Origin of the sequence: Nevskia soli DSM 19509 (assembly GCF_000711955.1) — a bacterium.
In the GTDB taxonomy this organism is placed as follows: domain Bacteria; phylum Pseudomonadota; class Gammaproteobacteria; order Nevskiales; family Nevskiaceae; genus Nevskia; species Nevskia soli.
In genome coordinates this window covers 126474-149428 of sequence record NZ_JONR01000006.1, presented here as the reverse complement: position 1 = coordinate 149428, position 22955 = coordinate 126474, and the positions used below count along the sequence as shown (strand labels likewise).

Here is a 22955-nt window from a genome sequence, read left to right as displayed (position 1 = left end):
CTTGCAATAAGCAAGTAAAAAACCGCAACCAACGCAGTCCCGGAGGATTCATGAATATCTCGATGTACCAGGCATCCGTGCCCGTTTTCATCCGTTACCTCGGCAATCTCAGGGCGATCCTGGAAAAGGCGGCGAGCCACGCCGAGGCGAAGAAGATCGACCCGGCGATCTTGGTCGGCTCCCGGCTGTATCCGGACATGGCGCCGCTGTCGCGCCAGATCCAGCTCGCCTCGGACATGGCCAAGAGCGCGCCCTCGCGGCTCGCCGGCGTGGAGCCGCCGAAGTTCGAGGATACGGAGTCGACCTTTCCCCAGCTGCTGGGGCGCATCGACAAGACGGTGGCGCATCTCAAGAGTTTCAAGATCGAGCAGATCGACGGCTCGGAGCAGCGCCCGATCAACGTCAAGACCGCCAGCGGTCCGGTGACGCTGAACGGGCTGCCCTACCTGACGCAGTTCGTGCTGCCCAACTTCCTGTTCCACGTCACCACCGCCTACGGCATCCTGCGCCATAACGGCGTGGAGCTGGCCAAGGCCGATTACCTCGGCACCCCTTAGGCATCCGGTTGACCCGGGCAACGCGGACCTGCGGCCGCGCCGCCCGGGATTTTCAGAAGTCCAGGTCCAGCGCCCCGCACAGCCAGTCGATCACCGGCAGGGCGGTGGTGTAGTGGCGGATCAGCACCTTGACCAGGCCGGGCGCGCACAGCACCGCGTCGTCGAGCTGCGCGCTGCACACGTAATCCTTGCGCTTCAGATCCACGATCAGCTCGTGTTCGGGATCGTAACCGCGCGGCGGACGGCTCAGCGCATCGCCGCCGAGTTCGCCATAGACCCGCTTGAAGGCGGGCGAGCGCGTCGCCTTCTTCCAGCTCGCCGGGTTGTTGACCATGTAGTTGCGCACGCGCTTGAGCGTCTCCGGCATCGGGTGCCAGAGGCCGCCGCCGAGGAAGCATTCGCCCGGCTGCACATGCAGGTAGAACACCGGCGCGTCGAGCCGGCCCATCATGCCGGTATTGCCGTCGGTGCCGCGCGCCAGGGCCTTGGTCGCCTCGTGGTAGAAGCTGGCGCCGCTCCAGGGCTTGTAGGGCGCCTTGTCGCCGGAGAAACGCGTATCGCGGTAGATGCGGAACAGCGAGCCGCCGACCGGCTTGGGGCTGGCGACGTAGTGCGGGTTGAGCTGGCGCAGCGGCTCGGCCAGGTCGCCGATCAGGCGCAGGAAGGGCTGGCGCAGGTGGTCCTCGTAGTCCTGCTTGTGCGCGGCAAACCACTCGCGGTTGTTGTTGCGCGCCAGCCCGCGCATGAATTTGAAGCTGGCCGGTGTAAAGTAGACCGTGTTCTGCTGCGCCATGCGAAATCACCCGAGACGGATTGCAAGGCGTTAGCTTACAACCACAGGGAAAGGGCCGGTCATGACAACGACGTTCGAGTCCTGGCGCGAGAGTGGGCGGCGTTTCGCGCATCGCGGCCACTCCATTTTCTGGCAGGCCGGCGGCAGCGGTGAGGGTGAGCGCACGCTGGTCTGCATCCACGGCTTCCCCACCGCCTCCTGGGACTGGCAGGCGCTGTGGCCGCAGCTATGCCGCAATTTCGCTCGCGTCATCGCGCCGGACATGATCGGCTTCGGCTGGTCGGACAAGCCGCGCTTCTACCGCTACTCGATCTTCGACCAGGCCGACCTGCACGAGGCCTTGCTGCGCGCCGAGGGCGTGAGCCGCTATCACATCCTGGCCCACGACTACGGCGACACCGTGGCGCAGGAACTGCTGGCGCGGCACGAGGAGCGGCGCGCGGCCGGCGACGACAGCCTGGTGGTGCAATCGGTATGCCTGCTCAACGGCGGACTGTTTCCGGAGACGCATCGCGCGGCGCGGGTGCAGAAGCTGCTGCTGACGCCGCTGGGTCCGCTGCTCGGCTTGCTGATGAACGAGCACGCCTTTGCCCGCAGCTTCGCCGCGGTGTTCGGCAAGGAAACGCGGCCGGATGCGGCCGAGTTGCACCAGTTCTGGCAGCTGCTGGCGCACCGGGGCGGCAACCGCATCACCCACAGGCTGATCCGCTACATCCCTGAGCGGCGCGCCAACCGCGAGCGCTGGGTCGGCGCGCTGCGGAAGACCGCGGTGCCGCTGCGGGTCATCGACGGGCCGGTGGACCCGATCTCCGGTGCCCACATGGTGGAGCGCTACCGCGAACTGGTGCCGAATCCGGACACGGTGCTGCTGCCGGGCATCGGCCACTACCCGCAGGTGGAGGATCCGCAGGGCACGCTGCGGGCCTTCCTGGCCTTCCACCGGCGCCTGGCAAAGACCGCTTGATGCGGTGGGGGCTGATGCGGCGGAGCGCATTGCGTAAACTGGGCGCATGAGCGTCCAGCCCGTCGAAGAACCGGTTACTTTCAGGCGTTGGTATGAGAGCGGCCAGCACTATGCGCATCGCGGTCATACCGTGTTCTATCAGACCGGCGGCACCGGCGGCGACGGTCCGGTGCTGTTGCTGCTGCATGGCTCCCCGACGTCCTCCTGGGACTGGCATCACCAGTGGCCGGCGCTGTGCCGGCACTTCTCGCGGGTGGTTGCCGCCGACATGATCGGCTTCGGTTATTCGGCCAAGCCGCGCGACTACGACTACACCATCGCCGACCAGGCCGATCTGCAGCAGGGCCTGCTCGCCTCGCTCGACGTGAAGCGCTGCCATGTCATCGGCCACGGCTACGGCGATACCGTGGCGCAGGAACTGCTGGCGCGGCAGGAAGAGCGGCCGCGCGGTTCCCGTTCCGGGCTGAAGCTCGATTCCGTCTGCCTGCTCAACGGCGGCCTGTTCCCGGAGTCGTTCCGGCCGACCCTCCTGCAGAAGCTGCTGCTGTCGCGCGTCGGCATGCTGGTCAGCAAGCTGATGACCGAGCATGGCTTCCGCACCAGCTTCAGCGGCGTGTTCGGACCCAACACCCAGCCGACTTTCGACGAACTGGCCGAGTTCTGGCAGCTCATCGCCTACAACGGCGGTGCGGACCTGGCCTACAAGCAGATGCGCTACCTGAAGGAGCGCGAGCTGCACCGCGAGCGCTGGGTCGAGGCCCTGCAACGGACCAAGGTGCCGCTGCGCTTCATCTGCGGCAAGCTCGATCCGGTGACGGGGCCGCGCATGGTGGGGCGTTACCGCCAACTGGTGCCGAAACCGGATGTGGTGGTGCTGCAGGGCGTCGGTCATTACCCGCAGCTCGAAGCGCCGGCGGAGCTGCTGCAGGCCTATATGGAATTCCAGCAACGGGTCAGCGGCCGCGGCTGAATGCTGTAAAGAACGACAGGGGGAAGGGATGAGCAGTCAGTTTGGCCTGCTGAAGCAGCGCCGTTTCGCGCCGTTCTTCGTGACGCAGTTGCTCGGTGCGTTCAACGACAACGTGTTCAAGAACGCGCTGGGCGTGCTGGTCACCTTCGGCGCCATGAACCTGACGTCTTCGCAGGTCGATTTCTACCAGAACATCGCCGGCGTGGTGTTCATCCTGCCGTTCTTCCTGTTCTCGGCCACCTCCGGCCAGATCGCGGAGAAATACGAGAAGTCGCGGCTGATCCGCGGCATCAAGCTGCTCGAAGTCGCCATCGCCGTCACCGCCGCGATCGGCCTGTACCTGCGCAGCATGCCGTTCCTGCTGGCGGTGCTGTTCGGGCTTGGATTGCAGGCCACCTTGTTCGGCCCGGTGAAATACTCGATCCTGCCGCAGACCCTGCGCCAGGACGAGCTGGTCGGCGGCAACGCCCTGGTGGAAAGCGCCACTTCCCTGGCCATCCTGCTCGGCCTGATGGTCGGCGGCATCCTCATGGGCCTGCACGCCGGCACCACCCTGGTCAGCATCGCGGTGCTACTGGCGGCCGGGCTCGGCTACCTGGTGTCGCGTGCCATTCCGGCGGCTCCGCCGGGTTCGCCGGATCTGGAGGTCAACTGGAATCCCTTCACCGAAACCTGGCGCAACATCCAGTTCATGCGCGGCAACCGCACCGTGTTCCTGTCGGTGCTGGGGGTCTCCTGGTTCTGGTTCTACGGCGCCACCTTCATCACCCAGTTGCCGCACTACACCCAGGCCTACCTCGGCGGCAACGACCACGTCTTCACCCTGCTGCTCGGCATCTTCTGCGTCGGCACCGGCATCGGTTCGCTGCTGTGCGAGCGCCTGTCCGGGCACAAGGTGGAAATCGGCCTGGTGCCGTTCGGCTCGATCGGCATGACCTTGTTCGGCATCGATCTGTACTTCGCCCAGCCGGACCTCGCGGCGGTGCACGACCTCGGCGTCACGCAGTTCATGCACCAGCTGCGCAGTCACCGCGTGATGCTCGACCTGCTGCTGATCGGCGCCTTCGCCGGCTTCTACATCGTGCCGCTCTATGCCCTGATCCAGACGCGCTCGGCGGACACGCACCGCTCGCGCATCATCGCCGGCAACAACATCCTCAACGCGCTGTTCATGGTGGCCTCGGCCCTGGTCGCCATCGGCCTGCTCAAGGCCGGTCTCAACATTCCGCAATTGCTGCTGGTGACGGCGCTGATGAACGCGGCGGTGACGCTGTTCATCTACTCGCTGGTGCCCGAGTTCCTGATGCGCTTCCTGGTGTGGATGCTGATCAGCCTGCTGTATCGCATCGACAAGCGCGGGCTGGAGAACATTCCCGACGAGGGCGCGGCGGTCATCGCCTGCAACCACGTCAGCTTCGTCGATGCCGTGATCCTCGGCGGCAGCGTGCGGCGGCCGGTGCGCTTCGTCATGTACCACACCATCTTCAAGATCCCGGTGCTGAACTTCATCTTCCGCACCGCCAAGGCCATTCCCATCGCGCCGGCCAAGGAAAACGAGAAGCTGCTCAACGCAGCCTATGAGGCGATCGACCACGCCCTGCGCGAGGGCGAGCTGGTCTGCATCTTCCCCGAAGGCGGCCTGTCGCCGGACGGCGAGATCAAGCCGTTCAAGGCCGGCATCGAGCGCATCATCAAGCGCACGCCCGTGCCGGTGGTGCCGATGGCCGTGCGCGGGTTATGGGCCAGCATGTGGTCGCGGCGCGATTCGGCCATGCGGCGTATGCGCCTGCCGCGGCGGTTCCGGGCGAATATCGAATTGATCGCCGGGGCGCCGATGCCGGCGGAGCAGGTCACGGTGGCGACGCTGGAAGCGCGGGTGCGGGAGTTGCGCGGGGATCGGCCTTGAGTCGTGCATGGTGAATTTCGGGGTTTTTAACCATGGGTGCCATGCGTGCCAAGGTATTTTGTTGGCACGCATGCTGCGAGCGAACGTGCATCGCGGGGTCGGCAGGACTGGATCCCCGCCTGCGCGGGGATGACGAAGAGGGATAGGGAGCGCTCAAGAGCGACGTTTCGGCTTTTGACGTTGCTTTGCGCTTTTGACGTGGCTTTTGACGTACCTCCCCGTCTGGCTGCGCCGAGCATCGCAGGCCAAGGTGGATCAGCCGCGCGTAGACGCGGGCGAGGCAGGATGCCGAAGCTGTTTTAGACAGGCCAGGGATGGCCTGTCTAAAACACCCACCTTGGCCGAGAAGCGCAGGGGACCCATCAATCACCAAAGGTGATTGATGGGCGCAGACATCGGGTCGCATTTCTTTTGGTTACTTTTCTTTGGGCGAAACCCAAAGAAAAGTAACCCGCCATCAGGGCGGAACCAGGGTTTCAGGCAGCGCAGGCAAGGAGCCGCGCGCAAGCGCGTACCCCAAAGTTTCAGAGCGCGCGGTAAAGCCTTGGTTCAGCGACCAAGGCAGGTTCATCCGAAATCCAATTCACCGAAGCCTGGATCCCCGCTTTCGCGGGGATGACGATGGGGATATGTGGACAGATCTTTCGTTGCGCTCAGGATGACAAAAGGCGACGCGGAAGATTACGGCGTACGCGGATCGGTGACGAAGCCGATGCGGGTCACGCCATCCTTGCTGGCCTCGCTCATCACCTCGGCCAGGATCTCGTAGCGCGTCGCCTTATCGGCATGCACATGCAGTTCCGGCGCCGGGTTGCGCTGCCCGGCCTCGCGCAGGCGCTGGTCGAGCGCGGCCTGTTCCACCGCTTCGCCGTTCCAGTAGATCTGGCCGCCGGCATCGATGGCGAGCTGGATGTTGTCCGGCTTGGTCAGATTGGGCGCGCTGCTCGCCTGCGGCAGGTCGATCTTGACGGCGTTGGTGAGCAGCGGCGCGGTGATGATGAAGATCACCAGCAGCACCAGCATCACGTCCACCAGGGGAATGATGTTGATCTCGGTCATGGGCGCGCTGGCGCCCGTCGCACGGGGATTGCCGAAGGCCATGGCTCAGCTCGCTGCCTTGAAGTGGGTGACGTTGGACGGCGCCTGCGCCTCGATCTTGACGCCGGTGGCGAGGAAGGCGAACAGGTCGTGGGCGAAGGCGTCGAGCCTGGCCAGGGTCATGCGGTTGGAACGGACCAGGAAGTTGTAGCCCAGCACGGCGGGGATGGCGACGGTGAGGCCGATGGCGGTCATGATCAGGGCCTCGCCCACCGGACCGGCGACCTTGTCCAGGGTGCCGGCGCCGCTCATGCCGATGGCGATGAGGGCGTGGTAGATGCCCCACACGGTGCCGAGCAGGCCGACGAAGGGCGCGGTGGCGCCGACCGAAGCGAGGATGGTCAGGCCGGATTCCATGCGCGCGGTTTCCTCATCGATGGTCTTGCGCAGCGTGCGCGTGACGAAGTCGCCGGAGCTGCCGGCCTCGTTGAGGCGGTTGATGCCGTGCCGCTCGTGGTGATGGCTGGCGGCGATGCCGTGGTAAGCCAGGTGCGAGAACGGCTCGTCCGGGTGCCGCTCTTCCAGGCGCACCGCCACGGCGTTGAGCGAGGGCGCGTTCCAGAAGAAATCGAGGAAGCGGGCGCTGCGCCGCTGCGACAGCAGATTCGATACGGCCTTGGTCAGGATCAGGTACCAGCTGGCGATGGAGGCCAGCAACATCAGGACCAGGATGCCCTTGGCCAGGCCGTCGGCGTTGGTGAGGAAATGGCCGAAGCCCATAGCTTGTTCTGCTTGCATGTTCACTGTTCCAGTTGGAAATTGATCGGGACCAGCACCCAGGCGCTGACCGCCTGCTCGCCCTGCCTGGCCGGGGCGAAGCGCCACCTGCGCACGGCTTCGACGGCGGCCTGGTCGAGCCGCTCGTAACCGCTGCTCTGGTTCAGTTCGACCTGGGCGCTGCGCCCTTCGGGACTGACGCGTACGCGCAGCAGCACCGTGCCGCTTTCCTTCATGCGGCGCGACAGGCGCGGATACTCCGGCGTCGGGTTGTCCAGGTAGGCGGCGACGAAGTTGGGCGGGGTGATCGGTGCGGCCGGCGCGGGCGCGGGAGGCGCCGGCGGCGTGGGCGGCGTGACTTCCGCCACCGGCTCCTCGTGCACCGGCTGCGGCGGCGTCTGCATCGGCGAGGCGCTGGGCTGCGGTGTCGAGATCAGGCGCGGCTCGTGTTTCGGCTTGAGCGGTTCCGGCGTGGGCGGCGGCGCCTTGACCTCGGGCGCCGGCGGCGCGGCGATGAAGCTGACGAACAGCGGCGCGGCTTCCTCGATGGTTTCGCGCACGGCGCCGATCTGCAGGGCGGCGTAGAGGCCGAGACCATGCAGAGCGACGATGGCGGCGATGGCTGGCCAGCGTCCGCCGCGGCGCTGATGGTGCCAGCCGGCGGCGGGGCGACGGGGAAGCGGGGCGCTGGACTGCGCTGACATGGCTTGTGTTCTCAGACCAGCCGCAGCGCGAGGAGCACGGTCAGCGTCAGGCCGCTGACGCCGATGGCGGCGCCGACCAGGCGCCGGCGATTGAGCTGGGTCCACAGCAGCACGCCGCTTAGCGACAGCAGGACGATGCTGCCGGCGAGCGTGTCGGCCAGCAGCACCCAGGCCACGCCCATGCCCACGCCCTTGTGCAGGTTGGTCAGCACGGCGAAGAAGTTGTTGTCCGATCGCTTCAGGGTGACGAAGCTGTTGCCCACCCACCAGTCGGCCTGCACGTTGACGCGCGGCGTGGTCAGCGACATCTGCCAATGAGCCGGCTGAGTCAGCGACTTGTCGCCCCAGGCCACGCCGTGAGCCGGCTCCTCGCGCGAGCGCAGGTTGGGGTGGTCGAACTTCAGCTCGCCCTGCAGCCAGTCCAGCATCGCCCTGGCGTTTTCCGGCGCGGGTTGCGGCAGGGGCAATTGCACGGTGCTCTCCTGCGCCTGCGCCGCCGGGATCTTCATCACGGCGCGGTGGTTGAGCAGGATGCCGCTGGTGCCGAACAGCAGGCCCAGGGTGGCGCCCCACAGGCCGATCCAGCCGTGCATCTTGCGCAGCCAGCGGATGGCGTTGATGCGGTTCCAGCGGCTGCTCGCGGTGGCGGTACTGGTCGATGTACCTCTGATGGCTTCGGTGGTCGACATATCAATATTGAAAAGAAAGCCCCCAGGCCCGTTAGGAGAGAGGGGAGGGGCGAGGGGAAAAAAGAGGCAAGCGGAGCAGCTTCACGTCTCGCTCCACATGCGCAGAAGGTTGTGATAACTGCCGGTCAGTTGCAGCAGGGCCTGGGCGTCTGCGCCGGTGGCGCCGAGCTTCTGCACCGCCTGGTCCAGGTCCAGCAGCAGGCGCCGCTGGCTGTCGTCGCGCACCAGGCTCTGCACCCAGAAGAAGCAGGCCAGGCGCGCGCCGCGCGTCACCGGGGTGACGCGATGCCGGCTGGTGGCGGGGTAGACCGCGAGGTCGCCCGCGCACAGCTTGAGTACATGCTCGCCGTAGGTGTCCTCCACCAGCAGCTCGCCGCCGTCGTAGTTTTCCGGCGGCTCCAGGAACAGCGTGGCCGAGATGTCCGTGCGCAGCTTGATGCCGCTGCCCGGGATCAGCCGCACGGCGCCGTCGACGTGGTTGCCGAAGTGCATGCCGCCTTCGTAGCGGTTGAACATCGGCGGATAGACCCGGTTCGGCAGCGCCGCGCTGATGAACAGGGGATTGCGCTCCAGCGCACCCAGGATGAGATCGCCGAGTTCCAGCGCGGTGCGCGAGTTCTCGTCGATCTGCTGGTTGCGCTTGACCGGCGCCCCCTGGTAGCCCGCGGTGACGCGGCCGTCGACCCAGGGCGCATCGGCCGCCAGCAGCCGCGCGCGGACCATGCGCAGCTGTTCGGCGTTCAACACTCCCGGGATCTTCAGCAGCATGGCGGAGCTTTCCGGTTCAGAGACGGTAGATGAAACTGACCAGGGCGCTGCGCGTGGCGCCCGGCACCGAACGGCCGCCGTCGGACTGGATCACCGAGTCGTAGTAGCGCTTGTTGGTCAGGTTGAACAGGTTCAGGCGCACGTCATATTGCTTCTGGTGGTAGGCCACGGTCGCATCCCAGCGCACGTAGCCGTCCACCGATACCGCGTTGTTGGCGGTGACGTAGCGCGAGGAGGTGTAGACCAGGCCGGTGCCGCCTTCCCAGTCGTGCGTCGGCAGGTAGGTGGTCCACAGCGTGGCGTTGTTGCGCGGCACGTTGGTCGGCGTCCGGCCCGCGGTGCCGTCGATGCCGGAAGCGTCCAGTACCTTGGCGTCTAGCCAGGTATAGCCGCCGAACACCTGCCACTTCTTGGTGAGGCGGCCCGCGGCGTTGAGCGCGGCGCCGTTGACGCGGACCTTGCCGTCGAGTTCGTACACGCCGGTCTCGACCTGCGAGCGTGCATTGGTCTTCTGCACCTGGAACAGGGCCGAGGTCAGCGACAGGTTGCTGTCGAGCAGGTCCCACTTGCTGCCGACCTCGTAGGAGCGGTTCTTCTCCGGCGGCAGGTTCTGCTGGCCGACGGTGACGGTGAGCTGCTCCAGCGAAGGATTGAAGGAGGTGCCGTAGGAGGCGTAGTAGGTCTGCGTGTCGGTCGGCTGGTACAGCACGCCGCCGCGCACGCTGTCGTAGTACACCGTCTGCTCCACGTGCGGCAGGGCGCGCGTCGAAGTCACGGTGTTGTCGAGCTCGGCATCGTAGCGGTCCCAGCGCACGCCGCCGACCACTTTCCAGTGGCGGCCGATCGACATCGTATCGTTGGCGTAGGCCGCCTCGGTGACGGCGCTGCTCGAAGCCCGGTTGCCGGGCGTGGAGGTGACGCCGGCGGAGGCGCCCGACTGGTACACCGGGTTGACCAGCGTCAGGACCGGCAGGTTGTTGAAAGTGATGCTCTGGTTGCTGTAGGTGTCGCGGCCGACTTCGGCGCCGGCGACCAGCTCGTGCTTGAGCGGGCCGGTCTCGATGTTCCACAGGATGTCGGTCTGGTTGAAGGCCGAGGTGTCCCTGATGTCGCGCGCGTGGCTGCCGAGCTGGATGTACAGCTGGTCCAGCGGCAGGTTGGTAGTATTGCCGGTGGTCTTGGTCGGCAGCACCACGAAGCCGGCGTTGGTGCAGGGATTGGTGGTGCAGGTGCCCACCGAGTTCGCCGCGGTTTCGTGGGCGTTGATGCGGTAGCGGCTGTACTGCAACTGGTTGCGCAGGGTCAGCCCGGGCAGGATCTCGTATTTCAGGCGCGCCCCGGCGACCTGCACGTCCTGGGTGGTGAAATCGTCGGTGAGGCCGTAGAAATTCCGCCGCGGCACAGGGGCCGGCTTGCCGTTGAGCGGCGGCAGGCCGTAGTCCGCCATGTCGTGGTTGTGCTCGGCCAGGCCGGTGAGGGTCAGCTCGGTCTTCGGGCTCAGCCTGAGGGTGAGCGAGGGCGCCAGGCCGTAGTCCTGGTTGTGCATCACGTCGCGGGTCGAGTGCAGGGTCTGCGCCATCGCCGCGACGCGGAATGCCGCGTCGGGGGAGAGGGTGTGGTCGAAGTCGCCGGTGACGCGGTACTGGTTGCTGGTGCCGATCTGGGCGCTCAGTTCGTCGTGCGGCGTGCGCGTCGGCGTCTTGCTGACCTGGTTGATGATGCCGCCGGTGGAGCCGCGGCCGAACAGCATCGAGGACGGGCCCTGCAACACCTCGACCGACTCCAGCGAGAACACGTCGCGGTAGTACTGGCCGCGGTCGCGGAAGCCGTCGAGGTAGATGTCGGTGCGGGCGGAGAAGCCGCGCAGGTTGATGTTGTTGCCGATGGTGCCGCCCTCGGCGGCGGTGAAGGTGATGCCCGGCACGTAGCGCAGCGCATCCTGGATCGAGGTGGCGCCCTGGGCTTGCATCACCGCGCGGTCGATCACGGTGACCTGCTGCGGGATGTCGCGGATCGCCGTCGGTCCCTTGCCGCCGACGGTGGACACGTCCGGCTTGTAGTCGTCATCGCCGATGCCGGTGCCCTTCACGTTCACCTCCGAAAGCCGGGAGGCGGGGCCCTGCGCCTGCGGGGCGTCGCTGGCCGATGCCGCCGGTGTGGCGGCCGCTTCCTGCGCCATCGCGCCCAACGGCAGCGAGGACAGCATCAGCATGGCGATGGCGAATGGGTTTCGGCGGAACTGCATGGCAGTTCCGCGGGCGCGCGGCGATCCGGTGTGCTTCATCTTTTTCCCTGTCTTGAGTGGTTGCGGCCTGAAGAACCGGGTGCGGAATCGTTCTGGCAGCGGATCGCCTGGCTGGAACGTCGTGGCACGCGGCTACTATTGAAACTAAATGAGAAGCATTATCATTCTTGCATGATGAACAATGGAATGCAAAGCCGTTCGAGAGGGGAGGCAGGGGCCGGATTATCGCGTCTTCCCGCGCTACCGCGATCGCCGTGCAATCAAGCAATTGCTTGAAGCGATCGCTTGATTTTTGTGCATTGCGATACTATCCTGCGCCCAGATGAATGCCGACGTGACCCGCGAGCGACTGCTCTGCTCCGCCCTGGAGATTTTCGCCACGCAGGGGTATGAGGGCGCCTCCACCCGCGATGTCTGCGCGGCGGCCGGCATCGGCAATGCTTCGATCCACTACCACTTCGGCGACAAGGCCGCGCTCTACCGCGAACTGTTCGTGCGGCTGCTGGACGAGTTCGAGCAGCGCATGCGCGGCTGCGGCATGGACCGGCTGAGCGGGCGCGCGGCGCTGCTGGCCTATTACCAGGCCCAGTTGCGGCCCCTGGCGGAGAACCCGGAACTGGCGCGGCAGGTCTATCTGTATCTGCGCGAGGAATTCCAGCCCTCCGGCCTGGTTGACGACCTGCTGCCGCGCGGCATGAAATTGCAGGTGGAATTGCTCGGCACCCTGCTGCGCAGGGAACTGGGCGTGAGCAAACTGGATGCACCGTTGCAGAGGCTGATGACGACGCTGCTGGGCGCTTCCACGGTTTACGTGGTGAAGCGACGCAGCATCGCCGCGGCCCTGCCGGGCGTGATGGAAGGGACGCACTGGTTGAACCGCATCGCATCCCATCTGGCGGACGCCGGGTGGACGCTGATCGAGGCGGAGCGCCAGAGGCGCTGCGCCAAGGCTGCGACGGCCTGACGGCCGGCGTGGCCGCGCTGTACGAATCTGCGCGCCGCTTGGGGGCGCACGAGGGACCAACGGCAGGAAAGAGACGCATCGCTTCCGCTGCATCGTCGCTACACGCTGCTGTATGACAAAACAACGCGGGAAGTCGGCCTCGATTCCCCGGCACACTTCGCACAAGGAACGTACGTATGAGTACCTTCGGCAAGACCCTCACCTGCGGCACCCTCCTCGGCGCGGCCGTCCTGCTGCAGGGCTGCGGCCACAAGGCGCCGCCCGCGGCGCCGCCGCCGCCCAAGGTCTCGGTGGTGACGCTGAAGACGCAGGCGGTGCCGCTCACCACCGAATTGCCGGGGCGCGTGGTGGCCTATCGCGTGGCCGAGGTGCGGCCGCAGGTCAACGGCATCGTGCTGAAGCGCCTGTTCACCGAGGGCAGCGAGGTCAAGGCCGGCCAGCAGCTCTACCAGATCGACGCGGCGCCCTACCAGGCGGCCTACGACAGCGCCGCCGCCGCCGCGGTCTCGGCCAGGGCCCAGGCGGAGCGCTACAAGCCGCTGGCGGAAGCCAATGCGGTGAGCAAGCAGGACTACGACAACGCGGTCGCCGCGGACCTTCAGGCGCGGGCCAACGTGGAAACGGCGCGCATCAACCTGGTCTACACCAGGGTGCTGTCGCCGATCTCCGGACGCATCGGCCGCTCCTCCATCACCGAGGGCGCGCTGGTGACGGCGAACCAGGCCACCGCGCTGGCCACGGTGCAGCAACTCGATCCGACTTACGTCGACGTGACCCAGCCCAGCGGCGTGCTGCTGCGCCTCAAGCGCGAAGCGGCGGCGGGCCAGCTCAAGCAGGGCGGCGACGGCCAGGCGCAAGTGAAGCTGCGGCTGGAAGACGGCAGCGACTACGAGCAGGCCGGCTCGATGCAGTTCTCCGAGGTGACGGTGGACGAGGGCACCGGTTCGGTGACCCTGCGCGCGCTGTTTCCCAACCCGGACCGCACCCTGCTGCCGGGCATGTTCGTGCGCGAGCAGATCCAGGAAGGCGTGCGCCAGGACGCGGTGCTGGTGCCTCAGCAGGGCGTGACGCACGACCAGAAGGGCCAGCCCACCGCGCTGGTGATCGGCGACGGCAACAAGGCCGAGCTGCGCCAGCTGGTGGCGGACCGCGCCATCGGCGACCAGTGGCTGGTGACTTCCGGCCTGAAGGCCGGCGACCGCGTCATCGTCGAAGGCCTGCAGTCGGTGAAGCCCGGCGCGCCGGTGGACCCCGCCGAGTACCAGCCGCAACCCGAAACCAACAAGACGGCGCAGGGCGCGCCGCAGGGTGATGCATCCGCCCAGCCGAAGCAGTAGGGGCCGGCCATGGTCAATTTCTTCATCGACCGTCCGATCTTCGCCTGGGTGCTGGCCATCGTGGTGATGATGGTCGGCGGCCTGGCGGTGACCACCCTGCCGGTGGCGCAGTATCCGAGCATCGCCCCGCCGGCCATCTCGATCACGGCGACCTATCCCGGTGCCTCGGCGGAGACCGTGCAGAACACGGTGACGCAGGTCATCGAGCAGCAGATGAGCGGCATCGACCATCTGCTGTATTTCTCGTCCGAGAGCGACAAGGACGGGACCATGACCATCACCCTGTACTTCGAGCAGGGCACCAACCCGGACATCGCCCAGGTGCAGGTGCAGAACAAGCTGCAGCTGGCCACGCCGCTGCTGCCCACCGATGTGCAGGCGCAGGGCCTGCGCGTGGCCAAGGCGACCAGGAACTTCCTGCTGGTGGTGGGCTTTTACTCCAGCGACGGCAGCATGAACGGCACCGACGTCAGCGACTACATCGCCTCCAACGTGCAGGATCCGATCAGCCGCACGCCGGGCGTGGGCGACTACCAGCTGTTCGGCACGCAGTACGCCATGCGCATCTGGCTCGACCCGGCCAAGCTCAACAACTTCGGCCTGACGCCGGTGGACGTGAGCAACGCCCTGCTGGCGCAGAACATCCAGGTGCCTTCCGGCGAACTGGGCGGCCTGCCCGCCGCCAAGGGGCAGCGCCTCAACGCCACCATCGTCGGCCCGCAGCGCCTGACCAATGCCGACGAGTTCGGCAAGATCCTGCTCAAGGTCAACCAGGACGGTTCGCAGGTGCGGCTCAAGGACGTCTCGCAGGTGACGCTGGGCGGCGAGAGCTATTCGATCAATACCGAGTACAACGGCCACCCGGCCGCCGGCCTCGCCATCAAGCTCGCCACCGGCGCCAACGCGCTGGATACCGCCAAGGCGGTGCACGCGACGATGGACAAGCTGGCGCCGTTCTTCCCGCCGGGCCTGCAGGCGGTCTACCCGTACGACACCACGCCGTTCGTGCGCGTCTCCATCGAGGAAGTGGTGAAGACGCTGTTCGAGGCGATCGTACTGGTGTTCCTGGTGATGTACCTGTTCCTGCAGAACTTCCGCGCCACGCTGATCCCGACCATCGCGGTGCCGGTGGTGCTGCTCGGCACCTTCGGCATCCTTTCCGCAGCCGGCTACTCGATCAACACCCTGACCATGTTCGGCATGGTGCTGGCCATCGGCCTGCTGGTCGATGACGCCATCGTGGTGGTGGAGAACGTCGAGCGCGTGATGGAGGAGGACGGCTTGTCGCCGAAGGAGGCGGTGCGCAAGTCGATGAGCCAGATCACCGGCGCCCTGGTCGGCATCGCCCTGGTGCTGTCGGCGGTGTTCCTGCCGATGGCCTTCTTCTCCGGCTCCACCGGCGTGATCTACCGCCAGTTTTCCATCACCATCATTTCGGCGATGGCGCTGTCGGTGATGGTGGCGATGGTCTTCACCCCCTCGCTCTGCGCCACCCTGCTGAAAAAGCCGGATGCGGATTCGCACGAGCGCAGGCGCGGCTTCTTCGGCTGGTTCAATCGCGGCTTCGAGCGCATGAACAAGGGCTACGAGCGCAGCGTCGGCCATGTCACCGGGCGCACCGGGCGTTATCTGATCGTCTACCTGGTGATCGTGCTGGCGATGGGCCTGCTGTTCGTGCGGGTGCCCAAGTCGTTCCTGCCGGACGAGGACCAGGGCGTCCTGTTCGTGCAGGTGGTGGAGCCGCCCGGCACGGCCAGCGAGCTGACGCAACAGACGCTGGACCAGATGCGCGACTACTTCCTCAACGACGAGAAGGACATCGTCAGCGCGGTGTTCACCGTCAACGGCTTCAGCTTCGGCGGCCGCGGCCAGAACTCGGGCCTGGCTTTCGTGCGCCTGAAGGACTGGGCGCAGCGGTCCGGCGACAAGAACACCGTGTTCGCCCTGGCCGGGCGCGCCAACAAGCGCTTCCAGCAGATCCGCGGCGCGCAAGTGGCGGCGTTCGCCCCGCCGGCGGCGCTGGAACTGGGCAATGCCTCCGGTTTCGACTTCGAGCTGCAGGATCTCGGCAACATCGGCCATGCCGCACTGATGGAAGCGCGCGGCCAGCTGATGGGCATCGCCGCCAAGGACCCGGCGATCGGCATGCTGCGCCCCAACGGCCTGGCCGACGAGCCGCAGTACAAGCTCGATATCGACTGGGAGAAGGCCAGCGCGCTGGGCCTGTCCATCGCCGACATCAGCCAGACCCTGGGCGCCGGCTGGGGCTCGGCCTACGTCAACCAGTTCGTCGACCGCGGCCGCGTCAAGCGCGTCTTCATCCAGGGCGAGCCGGAGTCGCGCATGCTGCCGCAGGACATGGACAAGTGGTACGTGCGCAACGCCGCCGGACAGATGGTGCCGTTCTCGGCCTTCTCCACCGCGCGCTGGAGCACCGGTTCGCCCAAGCTGGAGCGCTACAACGGCGCGCCCGCGCTGGAATTCCTCGGCGCTCCGGCGCCGGGCAAGAGCACCGGCGACGCGCTGACGGCGATGGAGGCGGCGACCGCCAAGCTGCCCAAGGGCATCGGCTTCGAATGGACCGGACTGTCCTACGAGGAACGCCTGTCCGGTTCGCAGGCGCCGGCGCTGTACGCCATCTCGCTGACCATCGTGTTCCTGTGCCTGGCGGCGCTGTATGAAAGCTGGTCGATCCCGTTCGCGGTGATGCTGGTGGTGCCGCTGGGCATCATCGGCACGGTCGGCGCCACCCTGTGGCGCGGCCTCGGCAACGACGTGTTCTTCCAGGTGGGCCTGCTGACCACGGTAGGGTTGTCGGCCAAGAATGCGATCCTGATCGTGGAGTTCGCCAAGGAGAACTACGACCAGGGCATGGACCTGATCGAAGCCACGGTGACGGCGGCGCGGCAGCGCCTGCGTCCGATCCTGATGACCTCTCTGGCCTTCATCCTCGGCGTGATGCCGCTGGCCATCGCCAGCGGCGCCGGCGCCGGCGGCCGTATCGCCATCGGCACCGGCGTGATCGGCGGCATGATCACGGCGACCCTGCTGGCGGTATTCCTGGTGCCGGTGTTCTTCGTCAAGGTGCGCTCGATCTTCAAGGGCGGGCGCGACGAGACGCATGTACCGCATCAACCGAAACCGGCGACGGAGGCCTGAACATGAGCATGCGCAAAACCTCCCTCGCCCTGGCCACCGCTGCGTTCGCCGGCCTGCTGGCGGCCTGCACCATGGAGCCGGCCTACCAGCGTCCGGCGGCGCCGGTGCCGGCGGACTTCAACGGCGCACCGCCTCAAGCGGGAACCGCCGCGGCGGACATCGGCTGGCGCGAGTTCTTCACCGACCCGCAGCTGCAGCAGCTGATCGCCCTGGCCCTGGCCAACAACCGCGATCTGCGGGTGGCGGCGCTGAACGTGCAGTCGGCGCAGGCGCAGTACCGCATCCAGCGCGCCGACCTGTTCCCCACCATCGCCGCCACCGGCAGCGAGAATGTGCAGCGCTACCCCGGCAGCGTGCTCGCCGCGCAGAACGGCGGCGCCGCGGGCGGCACCTCCGTTCCGAACGGCGCGATCGTGCGCACCTACAACGTCGGCATCGGCTTCACCAACTACGAGCTGGATTTCTTCGGCCGCATCCGCAGCCTCAACCACGCCGCCCTGCAGCAGTATTTCGGCACGCAGGAGACGCAGCGCAGCGCGCAGCTGACACTGGTGGCGGAAGTGGCGGAGGCCTATCTGCTGGTGCTGGCCGACGAGACCCTGTACAAGCTGACCAGCGACACGCTGAAGAGCCAGAGCGATTCCTACGACCTGACCAAAAAGCTGTTCGATGGCGGCGCCACCACCCAGCTGGCGCTGCGCCAGGCGGAGAGCACGGTGGATACCGCCCGCGCCAACCTGGCGCTGTACACGCGCCAGCTGGCGCAGGATCGCGACGCGCTGCAACTGCTGCTGGGCGCGCCGATTCCGGACGGCATCGATTTCTCCGGCGGCCTCGACCGCGGTCCGGCGGTGGCGGAACTGGAGGAAGGCATTCCCTCGGACGTGCTGGTGCGGCGGCCGGACGTGCTGGCGGCGGAACACCAGCTGCTGTCGGCCAACGCCGACATCGGCGCGGCGCGGGCGGCGTTCTTCCCCTCCATCTCGCTCACCGGCAACTTCGGCACCGAGAGCACGCAGCTGTCCGGCCTGTTCAAGGACCACTCCCAGGCCTGGACCTTCTCGCCGCAGATCAGCGTGCCGATCTTCGCCGGCGGCGCCAACCTCGCCAACCTCGACGCCGCCAAGCTGCAACGCGACACCGCGGTGGCGCAGTACGAGAAGGCGATCCAGAGCGCCTTCCGCGAGGTGGCCGACGCCCTGGCGGCGCGCGGCGCGCTGAACGACCAGCAGGCCTCGCAGCAGGCCCTCGTCACCGCCTCGCAGGACGCGTTCCGCCTGGCCGATATGCGCTTCCGCGGCGGTGTGGACAGCTACCTCAGCGTGCTCGATGCGCAGCGCACGCTCTATAGCGCCCAGCAGGAGTTGCAGAACGTGCGCCTGACGCGCCTGCAGAACCTGGTGACGCTGTACAAGGCGCTGGGCGGCGGGTTGCAGGAGCACACGGCGGCGCAGCCGGCCGCTCCGGCGGACGCCGCGCCGGGCAGTCCGTCGTAGCGAAAGTGTTGTCGCTGCCAGGCGGGGATGCTGCGCCGGTCCCCGCCGATATCCGCCAGGCCGCCGGACGGCGCCTGGCGTCCGCCGGCCTCGTCCAAAAAGGTTAGTTGCCGCACCCTCCGCAGGCGTACGCTAGGCCATACGGAGGAGACTGGCATGGCGGGTACGGCAACGGCCGGACACGGGACTGAGGCGGCGGCGAGCCATTCGGGCTTGGGCGAGCTGCTGCTGCGCCTGGTCGGCGCCCTGTTGCAGCTGCTGGCGACCTGGGCGGTGGTGCATGCCCTGGCGCCCGAAGAAGCCGGCGTGTACTTCCGCGGCTTCGTCATCGCCTGCGGCCTGGCGGCGCTGCTGCGCTCCAAGTATGAGCTGTACATGGCCCACCACCTGATCGGCCGGCGTGCCGCCATCACCGGCATCGCCGATGGCGTGCTGCTGATCCAGCTCGGCCGGCGCGTGCTGCTGCGCTCCAGCCTGGTCTGCGGCGCCCTGCTGGTGATCACCACCGACCTCGACATCCAGGAGCCGCGCTTCCAGCCGGTGCTGGAGACCTATCTGCCGTTCGTGCTGGCCATCCCCTTCGTCAGCCTCTCCACCTTCATCGGCGAAACCCTGCGCGCCGCCAACCGCACCCTGTTCGGCATGATGGTGGCGGCCTATGCCCTCAACCTGTCGATCCTGCTCGCCGTGGCGCTGGCCCCGCCGGACGCGCCGCTGACGCTTTACACCTGGGCCTTCCTCGCCGGCAGCATCGCCGCGGCCCTGCTCGCGGCGGCCCTGGCCTGGCGCGCCTTCCCGGTGAAGCTGGCGGATGCGGCGCAGCCGATCTGCCGCGAGGTGCTGGAGGCGGTGGACCAGCGGGCGCTGATCGGCCTGGCCCGAGGCCTGCTGGTGTGGGGGCCTCTGGGCGTGCTGGCGGTATGGGCCCCGGCGGTGCAGATGGCCACCTACGCCGTGGCCGCGCGCACCGCACTGATCGTCGATTTCTTCCTGCCGGCGCTGAACCTGGCCGGCACTCCCGACATCCTGCCCGCTTCCACGCCGGCGCAGTGCCAGCGCAAGGCCCTGCTGCGGCAGCTCGGCGCGGCGTTGCTGTACAGCTCGATTCTCGTCGCCGCGATGCTGCTGGCCGCGCCACTGACTCTGGCCCTGTACGGCGAGCCGTATACCGCGCAGCTGACGGTCTATGCCCTGCTGCTGAGCGTGCAATGGGCCAACGGCGTCGGCCGTCCCGGCGTGCGGCACGCGGTGGTGGAATGGGACACGAAACGCATCAGCGTCGCGGTCGTTTCGGGAGCCGTGGCCGCCGTGCTGGTCTGCGCCCTCGGCGTCAGCGGCTATGGCGCGCTCGCGGCAGCCGGCGGCGCACTGATCGGCGCGCTGATCGTCAACGCGCGGGCCATCACCTCGGCGCTGTCGCAGGTCAGCCGCGGACTCGCGTAAAACTTCGGCCGGCTGATGTCGTGGCGTCGATGCAGGGCGGATAATCCGCTATCGCTTCCGCCTGTCCTGAAAGCCCATGCCCCTGATCTATCTCGTGCGCCACGGGCGCATCGCCGATGTCCCCGCCGATCCGCTGGACCCTGAACTGGGGGAGCAAGGCCTGGAGCAGGCCAGGGCCGCGGCGCGGGGGCTGCATGCGCGCCTGCCGCATCCATTACCCATTCTGAGCAGCCCGATGCGGCGCTGCCGGCAGACCGCCGCGCCGCTGGCGGAGCTGTGGCAGGCGACGCCGGTGGTGGAGCCCCGCGTCATCGAGGTGCCGGCGCCGCGGCAGCCGGGACTGCAGCGGGAGCAATGGCTGAAGCATCTGCTCGCCGCCGACTGGACGCAGGCGGATGAAGGGGACAACGGCGCGGCGGTCGCGGCCTGGCGGCGGGGTGTGCGCGAAGCGATCCTGGCCCGCGGCGGCGATACGGTGATCTTCACCCACTTCGTGCCGATCAACGTCATCGTCGGCCTGGCGCTGGGGCAGGACAGCGTCTGCTGTTTCCGGCCCGACAATGGTTCGGTGACGGTGGTGGAGGTCTCGGCCGGGGGCATCCGGCTGGTCGACCGCGGGCGCGAGGTGCAGACACGGGTGCTTTGAAGAACTGAGCACTCCAGGCCGGGCGCCGCCGCCGGCTTTCCTCAATCCGTCACGGGGCGGTTTCATCATTGGACATTCACCGGGGAGAAGGATCATGAAACTCGAATCGCGGAAAGTCGCGCTGTGTCTTGCTGCCGTGGCGTGGTCGCTGCCCGGTTTTGCCGGCGCGGACAGCACGCCGCACAACGTCATCCTGTTCGTGCCGGACGGTCTGCGCGCCGCCATCGTCGGCAAGGAGACGGCGCCGGCGATGGCCGCGCTGCGCGACGAGGGCGTGAACTTCCGCAACAGCCACTCGCTGTTCCCCACCTTCACCACCGCCAACGCCTCGGCCTTCGCCACCGGGCACCAGTTGGGCGATACCGGCGACTTCAGCAACACGGTCAACGTCGGCTTCGCGGTGAAGGCCGCAGGCGACAGCCTGGCGCCGTTCCTGGAGAGCAATGCGGTACTGCAGGAGATCGACGGCGACGAGCGTTACGCCGGCAACTACCTCAACGAGGAATCGGTCCTGGCCGCGGCGCAGAAGCTGGGCTATTCGACGGCGGCGATCGGCAAGGTGGGGCCGGCGGCGATCCAGAATCTCGGCGCGATGAAGGACGGCGGGACCCTGATCCTCGACGACAACACCGGCCCGAAGGGCGTGCTGGCGCTGCCGCAGGAATGGCAGGACGCCATTGCCGCCGCCAAGCTCAAGGCCGAGACGCCGGGGCGCGGCGACAACGGCAGCAGCGGCAACAGCAGGACGCCGGGCACCTGGATTCCGAACTACGCGCAGCAGCAGTATTTCCTGGAGGTCGCCATCAAGGTGGTGCTGCCGCGCTTCAAGGCGGCGCAGAAGCCCTTCATGCTGGTGTACTGGTCGCGCGATCCGGACGGCAGCCAGCACAACCAGGGCGACAGCCTCGACCAGCTCACGCCCGGCATCAACGGGCCCACCTCGCTGTCCGCCATCCGCGCCGCCGACAGCGCGCTGGCGGCGCTGCGCCAGAGCCTCAAGGCCCTGGGCCTGGACCAGACCACGGATATCGTGGTGGCCGCCGACCATGGCTTCTCCACCATTTCCAAGGCGAGCAGGAGCAGTCCGGCGGCCAAGGGCGGTTATGCGGATATCGTTGCCGGCGAATTGCCGCCGGGCTTTCTCGCCATGGATCTGGCGCGGGCGCTGAGCCAGGACGATGCACAGCTCAAGCTGTTCGATCCGGTGAGCAAGAAGGCGGTGGACTGGAACAGCGAGTATCTCAAGGGCGGCAGTGGTCTGATCGGCAGCGACGCGGCGGCGCCGGATGTGGTGGTGGCGGCCAACGGCGGCTCCGACCTGGTCTACCTGCCGAAGGACAACGCGCGGGAACTGGGCGCGCGGGTGGTGCGGGCGCTGCTGGCGCAGGATTACGTCAGCGGGCTGTTCGTGGACGAAGAGCGGCTGGGTAGTGTTCCCGGTGCGCTGCCATTGAGCGCCATCGGCCTGAAGGGTTCGGCGTTGACGCCGGTGCCGGCCATCGTGGTGAACTTCGCTTCGTCTGTCGTCGCCGGCTGCCACTTTCCAGAGCCGGCGCTTTGCGCCGCCGAGGTGGCGGATACGCCCTTGCAGCAGGGGCAGGGCATGCACGGCAGCTTCAGCCGCGCCGATACCTGGAATTTCATGGCCGCCGCCGGCCCGGATTTCCGCAAGGGCTATGTCGACAAGCTGCCGGCCAGCAATGCCGATATCGGCATGACGCTGGCGCACCTGCTGCAACTGGATATTCCGGCCAAGGGCAGGCTGACCGGGCGCGTGCTGGGTGAGAGCCTGGTGGGTGGTGCGGGCGGCAAGGTGCGCATGCGCACGCTGGCTTCGGCGCCGGCGGCGAACGGGTTGAAGACGGTGCTGAAGCAGCAGGTGGTGGGGGAGACGGTGTACAGCGATGCTGCCGGGTTTCCCGGGCGCACGGTGGGATTGGGCGCGAAGTAGCGGATAGGCTGTCGATCCAGCGCAGCCCTGAACAATTCGAATATCGTCATTGCGGCGAAGTTTTTCCCCTCTCCCTTCGGTCGCGCAGGGAGAGGCGATGAGCCGCTTTTCGGCGGCTCATGATGTGTACGCAGCTGAATCGAAAAATGCTTTAGTCCTGCGGCCGCATGGCGAGCAGGCGCTTCGGCGCCAGCCTGCGCCAGGCGTCCTCGAACAGCCGGGTCAGTGAATCGGCCTTGATCCGCGACAGGCGCAGCAGCACCACCGGGTAGCCGCGGTAGTGGTCTTCCATGAAGTACGTTTCGGGATCGACCTGGAGCAGCAGTTCGCGGCGCGAGTCCTCGATCTTCATCACCAGGGTGTCGCCGTCCTCGCGCAGGCGCGCCATCAGTTTCCTGCCGACGCGGAAGGCGGGCGTGCCGTAGCAGGTGTATTCCTCCACGCCGGGCAGGGCCAGGGCGATGCCGCGCGCGGTGCCGAATGTGACTGGCGCGGATTTGCCGCGGGTTTTGCTGCTGGCCTTGGCGCTCATGCCGGCGATCCCCTGG

At 67.3% G+C, this 22955-nt stretch carries 19 protein-coding genes; 11 read left to right on the top strand and 8 right to left on the bottom strand.

Going from position 1 to position 22955, the window contains the following annotated elements; all coding sequences use genetic code 11:
- The first annotated feature begins 50 nt into the window (after positions 1–50).
- Complete coding sequence (locus tag BP26_RS0102725) at positions 51–557, top strand: DUF1993 domain-containing protein (protein ID WP_029919046.1); 507 nt, start codon at positions 51–53, stop codon at positions 555–557.
- A gap of 52 nt (positions 558–609) precedes the next feature.
- On the opposite strand, the gene BP26_RS0102720 is transcribed toward BP26_RS0102725, so the two are convergent.
- On the bottom strand, positions 610–1350 hold the full coding sequence (locus tag BP26_RS0102720; RefSeq protein ID WP_029919045.1) for a DUF2461 domain-containing protein: 741 nt from the start codon (positions 1348–1350) through the stop codon (positions 610–612).
- A 61-nt stretch (positions 1351–1411) separates the two neighbouring features.
- Between BP26_RS0102720 and BP26_RS0102715 the strand changes: the two genes are divergently transcribed.
- From BP26_RS0102715 to BP26_RS0102705, 3 genes are read left to right on the top strand one after another with little or no spacing between them, the layout of a single operon-like run.
- Positions 1412–2314 carry an alpha/beta fold hydrolase gene (locus BP26_RS0102715; protein ID WP_029919044.1) on the top strand — a complete coding sequence of 301 codons (903 nt, stop codon included), beginning with the start codon at positions 1412–1414 and terminating at the stop codon, positions 2312–2314.
- A 46-nt stretch (positions 2315–2360) separates the two neighbouring features.
- Positions 2361–3284 (top strand): alpha/beta fold hydrolase, encoded by a 924-nt coding sequence (locus tag BP26_RS0102710; RefSeq protein WP_029919043.1) that lies wholly within the window; start codon positions 2361–2363, stop codon positions 3282–3284.
- A 28-nt stretch (positions 3285–3312) separates the two neighbouring features.
- Positions 3313–5190, top strand: coding sequence for an MFS transporter (locus BP26_RS0102705; protein ID WP_029919042.1), 1878 nt, complete (start codon positions 3313–3315; stop codon positions 5188–5190).
- Between the two features lie 681 nt (positions 5191–5871).
- Here BP26_RS0102705 and BP26_RS0102700 read toward each other — a convergent pair.
- From BP26_RS0102700 to BP26_RS0102675, 6 genes are all read right to left on the bottom strand, one after another.
- A complete protein-coding gene (locus BP26_RS0102700; protein ID WP_029919041.1) occupies positions 5872–6291 on the bottom strand; it encodes an ExbD/TolR family protein in 420 nt (139 codons plus the stop codon).
- Positions 6292–6294: 3 nt separating this feature from the next.
- Complete coding sequence (locus BP26_RS0102695; protein ID WP_036515968.1) at positions 6295–7026, bottom strand: MotA/TolQ/ExbB proton channel family protein; 732 nt, start codon at positions 7024–7026, stop codon at positions 6295–6297.
- Positions 7027–7028: 2 nt separating this feature from the next.
- Complete coding sequence (locus BP26_RS0102690) at positions 7029–7709, bottom strand: energy transducer TonB (protein ID WP_051748177.1); 681 nt, start codon at positions 7707–7709, stop codon at positions 7029–7031.
- An 11-nt stretch (positions 7710–7720) separates the two neighbouring features.
- The gene (locus BP26_RS0102685; protein WP_084182740.1) at positions 7721–8398 is read right to left on the bottom strand and encodes a PepSY-associated TM helix domain-containing protein; all 678 of its coding nucleotides are present in this window, start codon (positions 8396–8398) and stop codon (positions 7721–7723) included.
- Positions 8399–8479: 81 nt separating this feature from the next.
- Positions 8480–9166 carry a Fe2+-dependent dioxygenase gene (locus BP26_RS0102680; RefSeq protein ID WP_029919037.1) on the bottom strand — a complete coding sequence of 229 codons (687 nt, stop codon included), beginning with the start codon at positions 9164–9166 and terminating at the stop codon, positions 8480–8482.
- Positions 9167–9182: 16 nt separating this feature from the next.
- Complete coding sequence (locus BP26_RS0102675; protein ID WP_029919036.1) at positions 9183–11411, bottom strand: TonB-dependent receptor; 2229 nt, start codon at positions 11409–11411, stop codon at positions 9183–9185.
- 334 nt (positions 11412–11745) lie between these two features.
- Between BP26_RS0102675 and BP26_RS0102670 the strand changes: the two genes are divergently transcribed.
- The 7 genes from BP26_RS0102670 (at position 11746) to BP26_RS0102640 (ending at position 22407) form a co-directional block, all read left to right on the top strand.
- Positions 11746–12375 (top strand): TetR/AcrR family transcriptional regulator, encoded by a 630-nt coding sequence (locus tag BP26_RS0102670; protein ID WP_169740631.1) that lies wholly within the window; start codon positions 11746–11748, stop codon positions 12373–12375.
- Positions 12376–12551: 176 nt separating this feature from the next.
- Positions 12552–13712, top strand: a complete 1161-nt coding sequence (locus BP26_RS0102665; RefSeq protein ID WP_084182739.1) for an efflux RND transporter periplasmic adaptor subunit — start codon at positions 12552–12554, stop codon at positions 13710–13712.
- A gap of 9 nt (positions 13713–13721) precedes the next feature.
- A complete protein-coding gene (locus tag BP26_RS0102660) occupies positions 13722–16871 on the top strand; it encodes an efflux RND transporter permease subunit (protein ID WP_051748175.1) in 3150 nt (1049 codons plus the stop codon).
- Positions 16872–16879: 8 nt separating this feature from the next.
- On the top strand, positions 16880–18367 hold the full coding sequence (locus BP26_RS0102655; RefSeq protein WP_029919032.1) for an efflux transporter outer membrane subunit: 1488 nt from the start codon (positions 16880–16882) through the stop codon (positions 18365–18367).
- A gap of 156 nt (positions 18368–18523) precedes the next feature.
- Complete coding sequence (locus tag BP26_RS0102650) at positions 18524–19810, top strand: hypothetical protein (protein WP_157572327.1); 1287 nt, start codon at positions 18524–18526, stop codon at positions 19808–19810.
- Between the two features lie 76 nt (positions 19811–19886).
- The gene (locus BP26_RS0102645; RefSeq protein WP_029919030.1) at positions 19887–20456 is read left to right on the top strand and encodes a histidine phosphatase family protein; all 570 of its coding nucleotides are present in this window, start codon (positions 19887–19889) and stop codon (positions 20454–20456) included.
- Positions 20457–20550: 94 nt separating this feature from the next.
- Entirely contained in the window at positions 20551–22407 is a 1857-nt protein-coding gene (locus BP26_RS0102640; RefSeq protein WP_051748173.1) for an alkaline phosphatase family protein, read from the top strand.
- Between the two features lie 151 nt (positions 22408–22558).
- Here BP26_RS0102640 and BP26_RS0102635 read toward each other — a convergent pair whose 3' ends face one another.
- The gene (locus BP26_RS0102635; protein ID WP_051748171.1) at positions 22559–22939 is read right to left on the bottom strand and encodes an MmcQ/YjbR family DNA-binding protein; all 381 of its coding nucleotides are present in this window, start codon (positions 22937–22939) and stop codon (positions 22559–22561) included.
- Positions 22940–22955 lie beyond the last annotated feature (16 nt).

Bases quoted from the DNA above. Each gene is read 5' to 3' on its own strand.
- BP26_RS0102695 (WP_036515968.1), bottom strand. From the start codon at position 7,026: ATGCAAGCAGAACAAGCTATGGGCTTCGGCCATTTCCTCACCAACGCC.
- BP26_RS0102645 (WP_029919030.1), top strand. From the start codon at position 19,887: ATGCCCCTGATCTATCTCGTGCGCCACGGGCGCATCGCCGATGTCCCC.
- BP26_RS0102655 (WP_029919032.1), top strand. From the start codon at position 16,880: ATGCGCAAAACCTCCCTCGCCCTGGCCACCGCTGCGTTCGCCGGCCTG.
- BP26_RS0102705 (WP_029919042.1), top strand. From the start codon at position 3,313: ATGAGCAGTCAGTTTGGCCTGCTGAAGCAGCGCCGTTTCGCGCCGTTC.
- BP26_RS0102720 (WP_029919045.1), bottom strand. From the start codon at position 1,350: ATGGCGCAGCAGAACACGGTCTACTTTACACCGGCCAGCTTCAAATTC.
- BP26_RS0102650 (WP_157572327.1), top strand. From the start codon at position 18,524: ATGGCGGGTACGGCAACGGCCGGACACGGGACTGAGGCGGCGGCGAGC.
- BP26_RS0102660 (WP_051748175.1), top strand. From the start codon at position 13,722: ATGGTCAATTTCTTCATCGACCGTCCGATCTTCGCCTGGGTGCTGGCC.
- BP26_RS0102685 (WP_084182740.1), bottom strand. From the start codon at position 8,398: ATGTCGACCACCGAAGCCATCAGAGGTACATCGACCAGTACCGCCACC.
- BP26_RS0102725 (WP_029919046.1), top strand. From the start codon at position 51: ATGAATATCTCGATGTACCAGGCATCCGTGCCCGTTTTCATCCGTTAC.
- BP26_RS0102700 (WP_029919041.1), bottom strand. From the start codon at position 6,291: ATGGCCTTCGGCAATCCCCGTGCGACGGGCGCCAGCGCGCCCATGACC.
- BP26_RS0102710 (WP_029919043.1), top strand. From the start codon at position 2,361: ATGAGCGTCCAGCCCGTCGAAGAACCGGTTACTTTCAGGCGTTGGTAT.
- BP26_RS0102680 (WP_029919037.1), bottom strand. From the start codon at position 9,166: ATGCTGCTGAAGATCCCGGGAGTGTTGAACGCCGAACAGCTGCGCATG.
- BP26_RS0102715 (WP_029919044.1), top strand. From the start codon at position 1,412: ATGACAACGACGTTCGAGTCCTGGCGCGAGAGTGGGCGGCGTTTCGCG.
- BP26_RS0102640 (WP_051748173.1), top strand. From the start codon at position 20,551: ATGAAACTCGAATCGCGGAAAGTCGCGCTGTGTCTTGCTGCCGTGGCG.
- BP26_RS0102665 (WP_084182739.1), top strand. From the start codon at position 12,552: ATGAGTACCTTCGGCAAGACCCTCACCTGCGGCACCCTCCTCGGCGCG.
- BP26_RS0102690 (WP_051748177.1), bottom strand. From the start codon at position 7,709: ATGTCAGCGCAGTCCAGCGCCCCGCTTCCCCGTCGCCCCGCCGCCGGC.
- BP26_RS0102675 (WP_029919036.1), bottom strand. From the start codon at position 11,411: ATGCAGTTCCGCCGAAACCCATTCGCCATCGCCATGCTGATGCTGTCC.
- BP26_RS0102635 (WP_051748171.1), bottom strand. From the start codon at position 22,939: ATGAGCGCCAAGGCCAGCAGCAAAACCCGCGGCAAATCCGCGCCAGTC.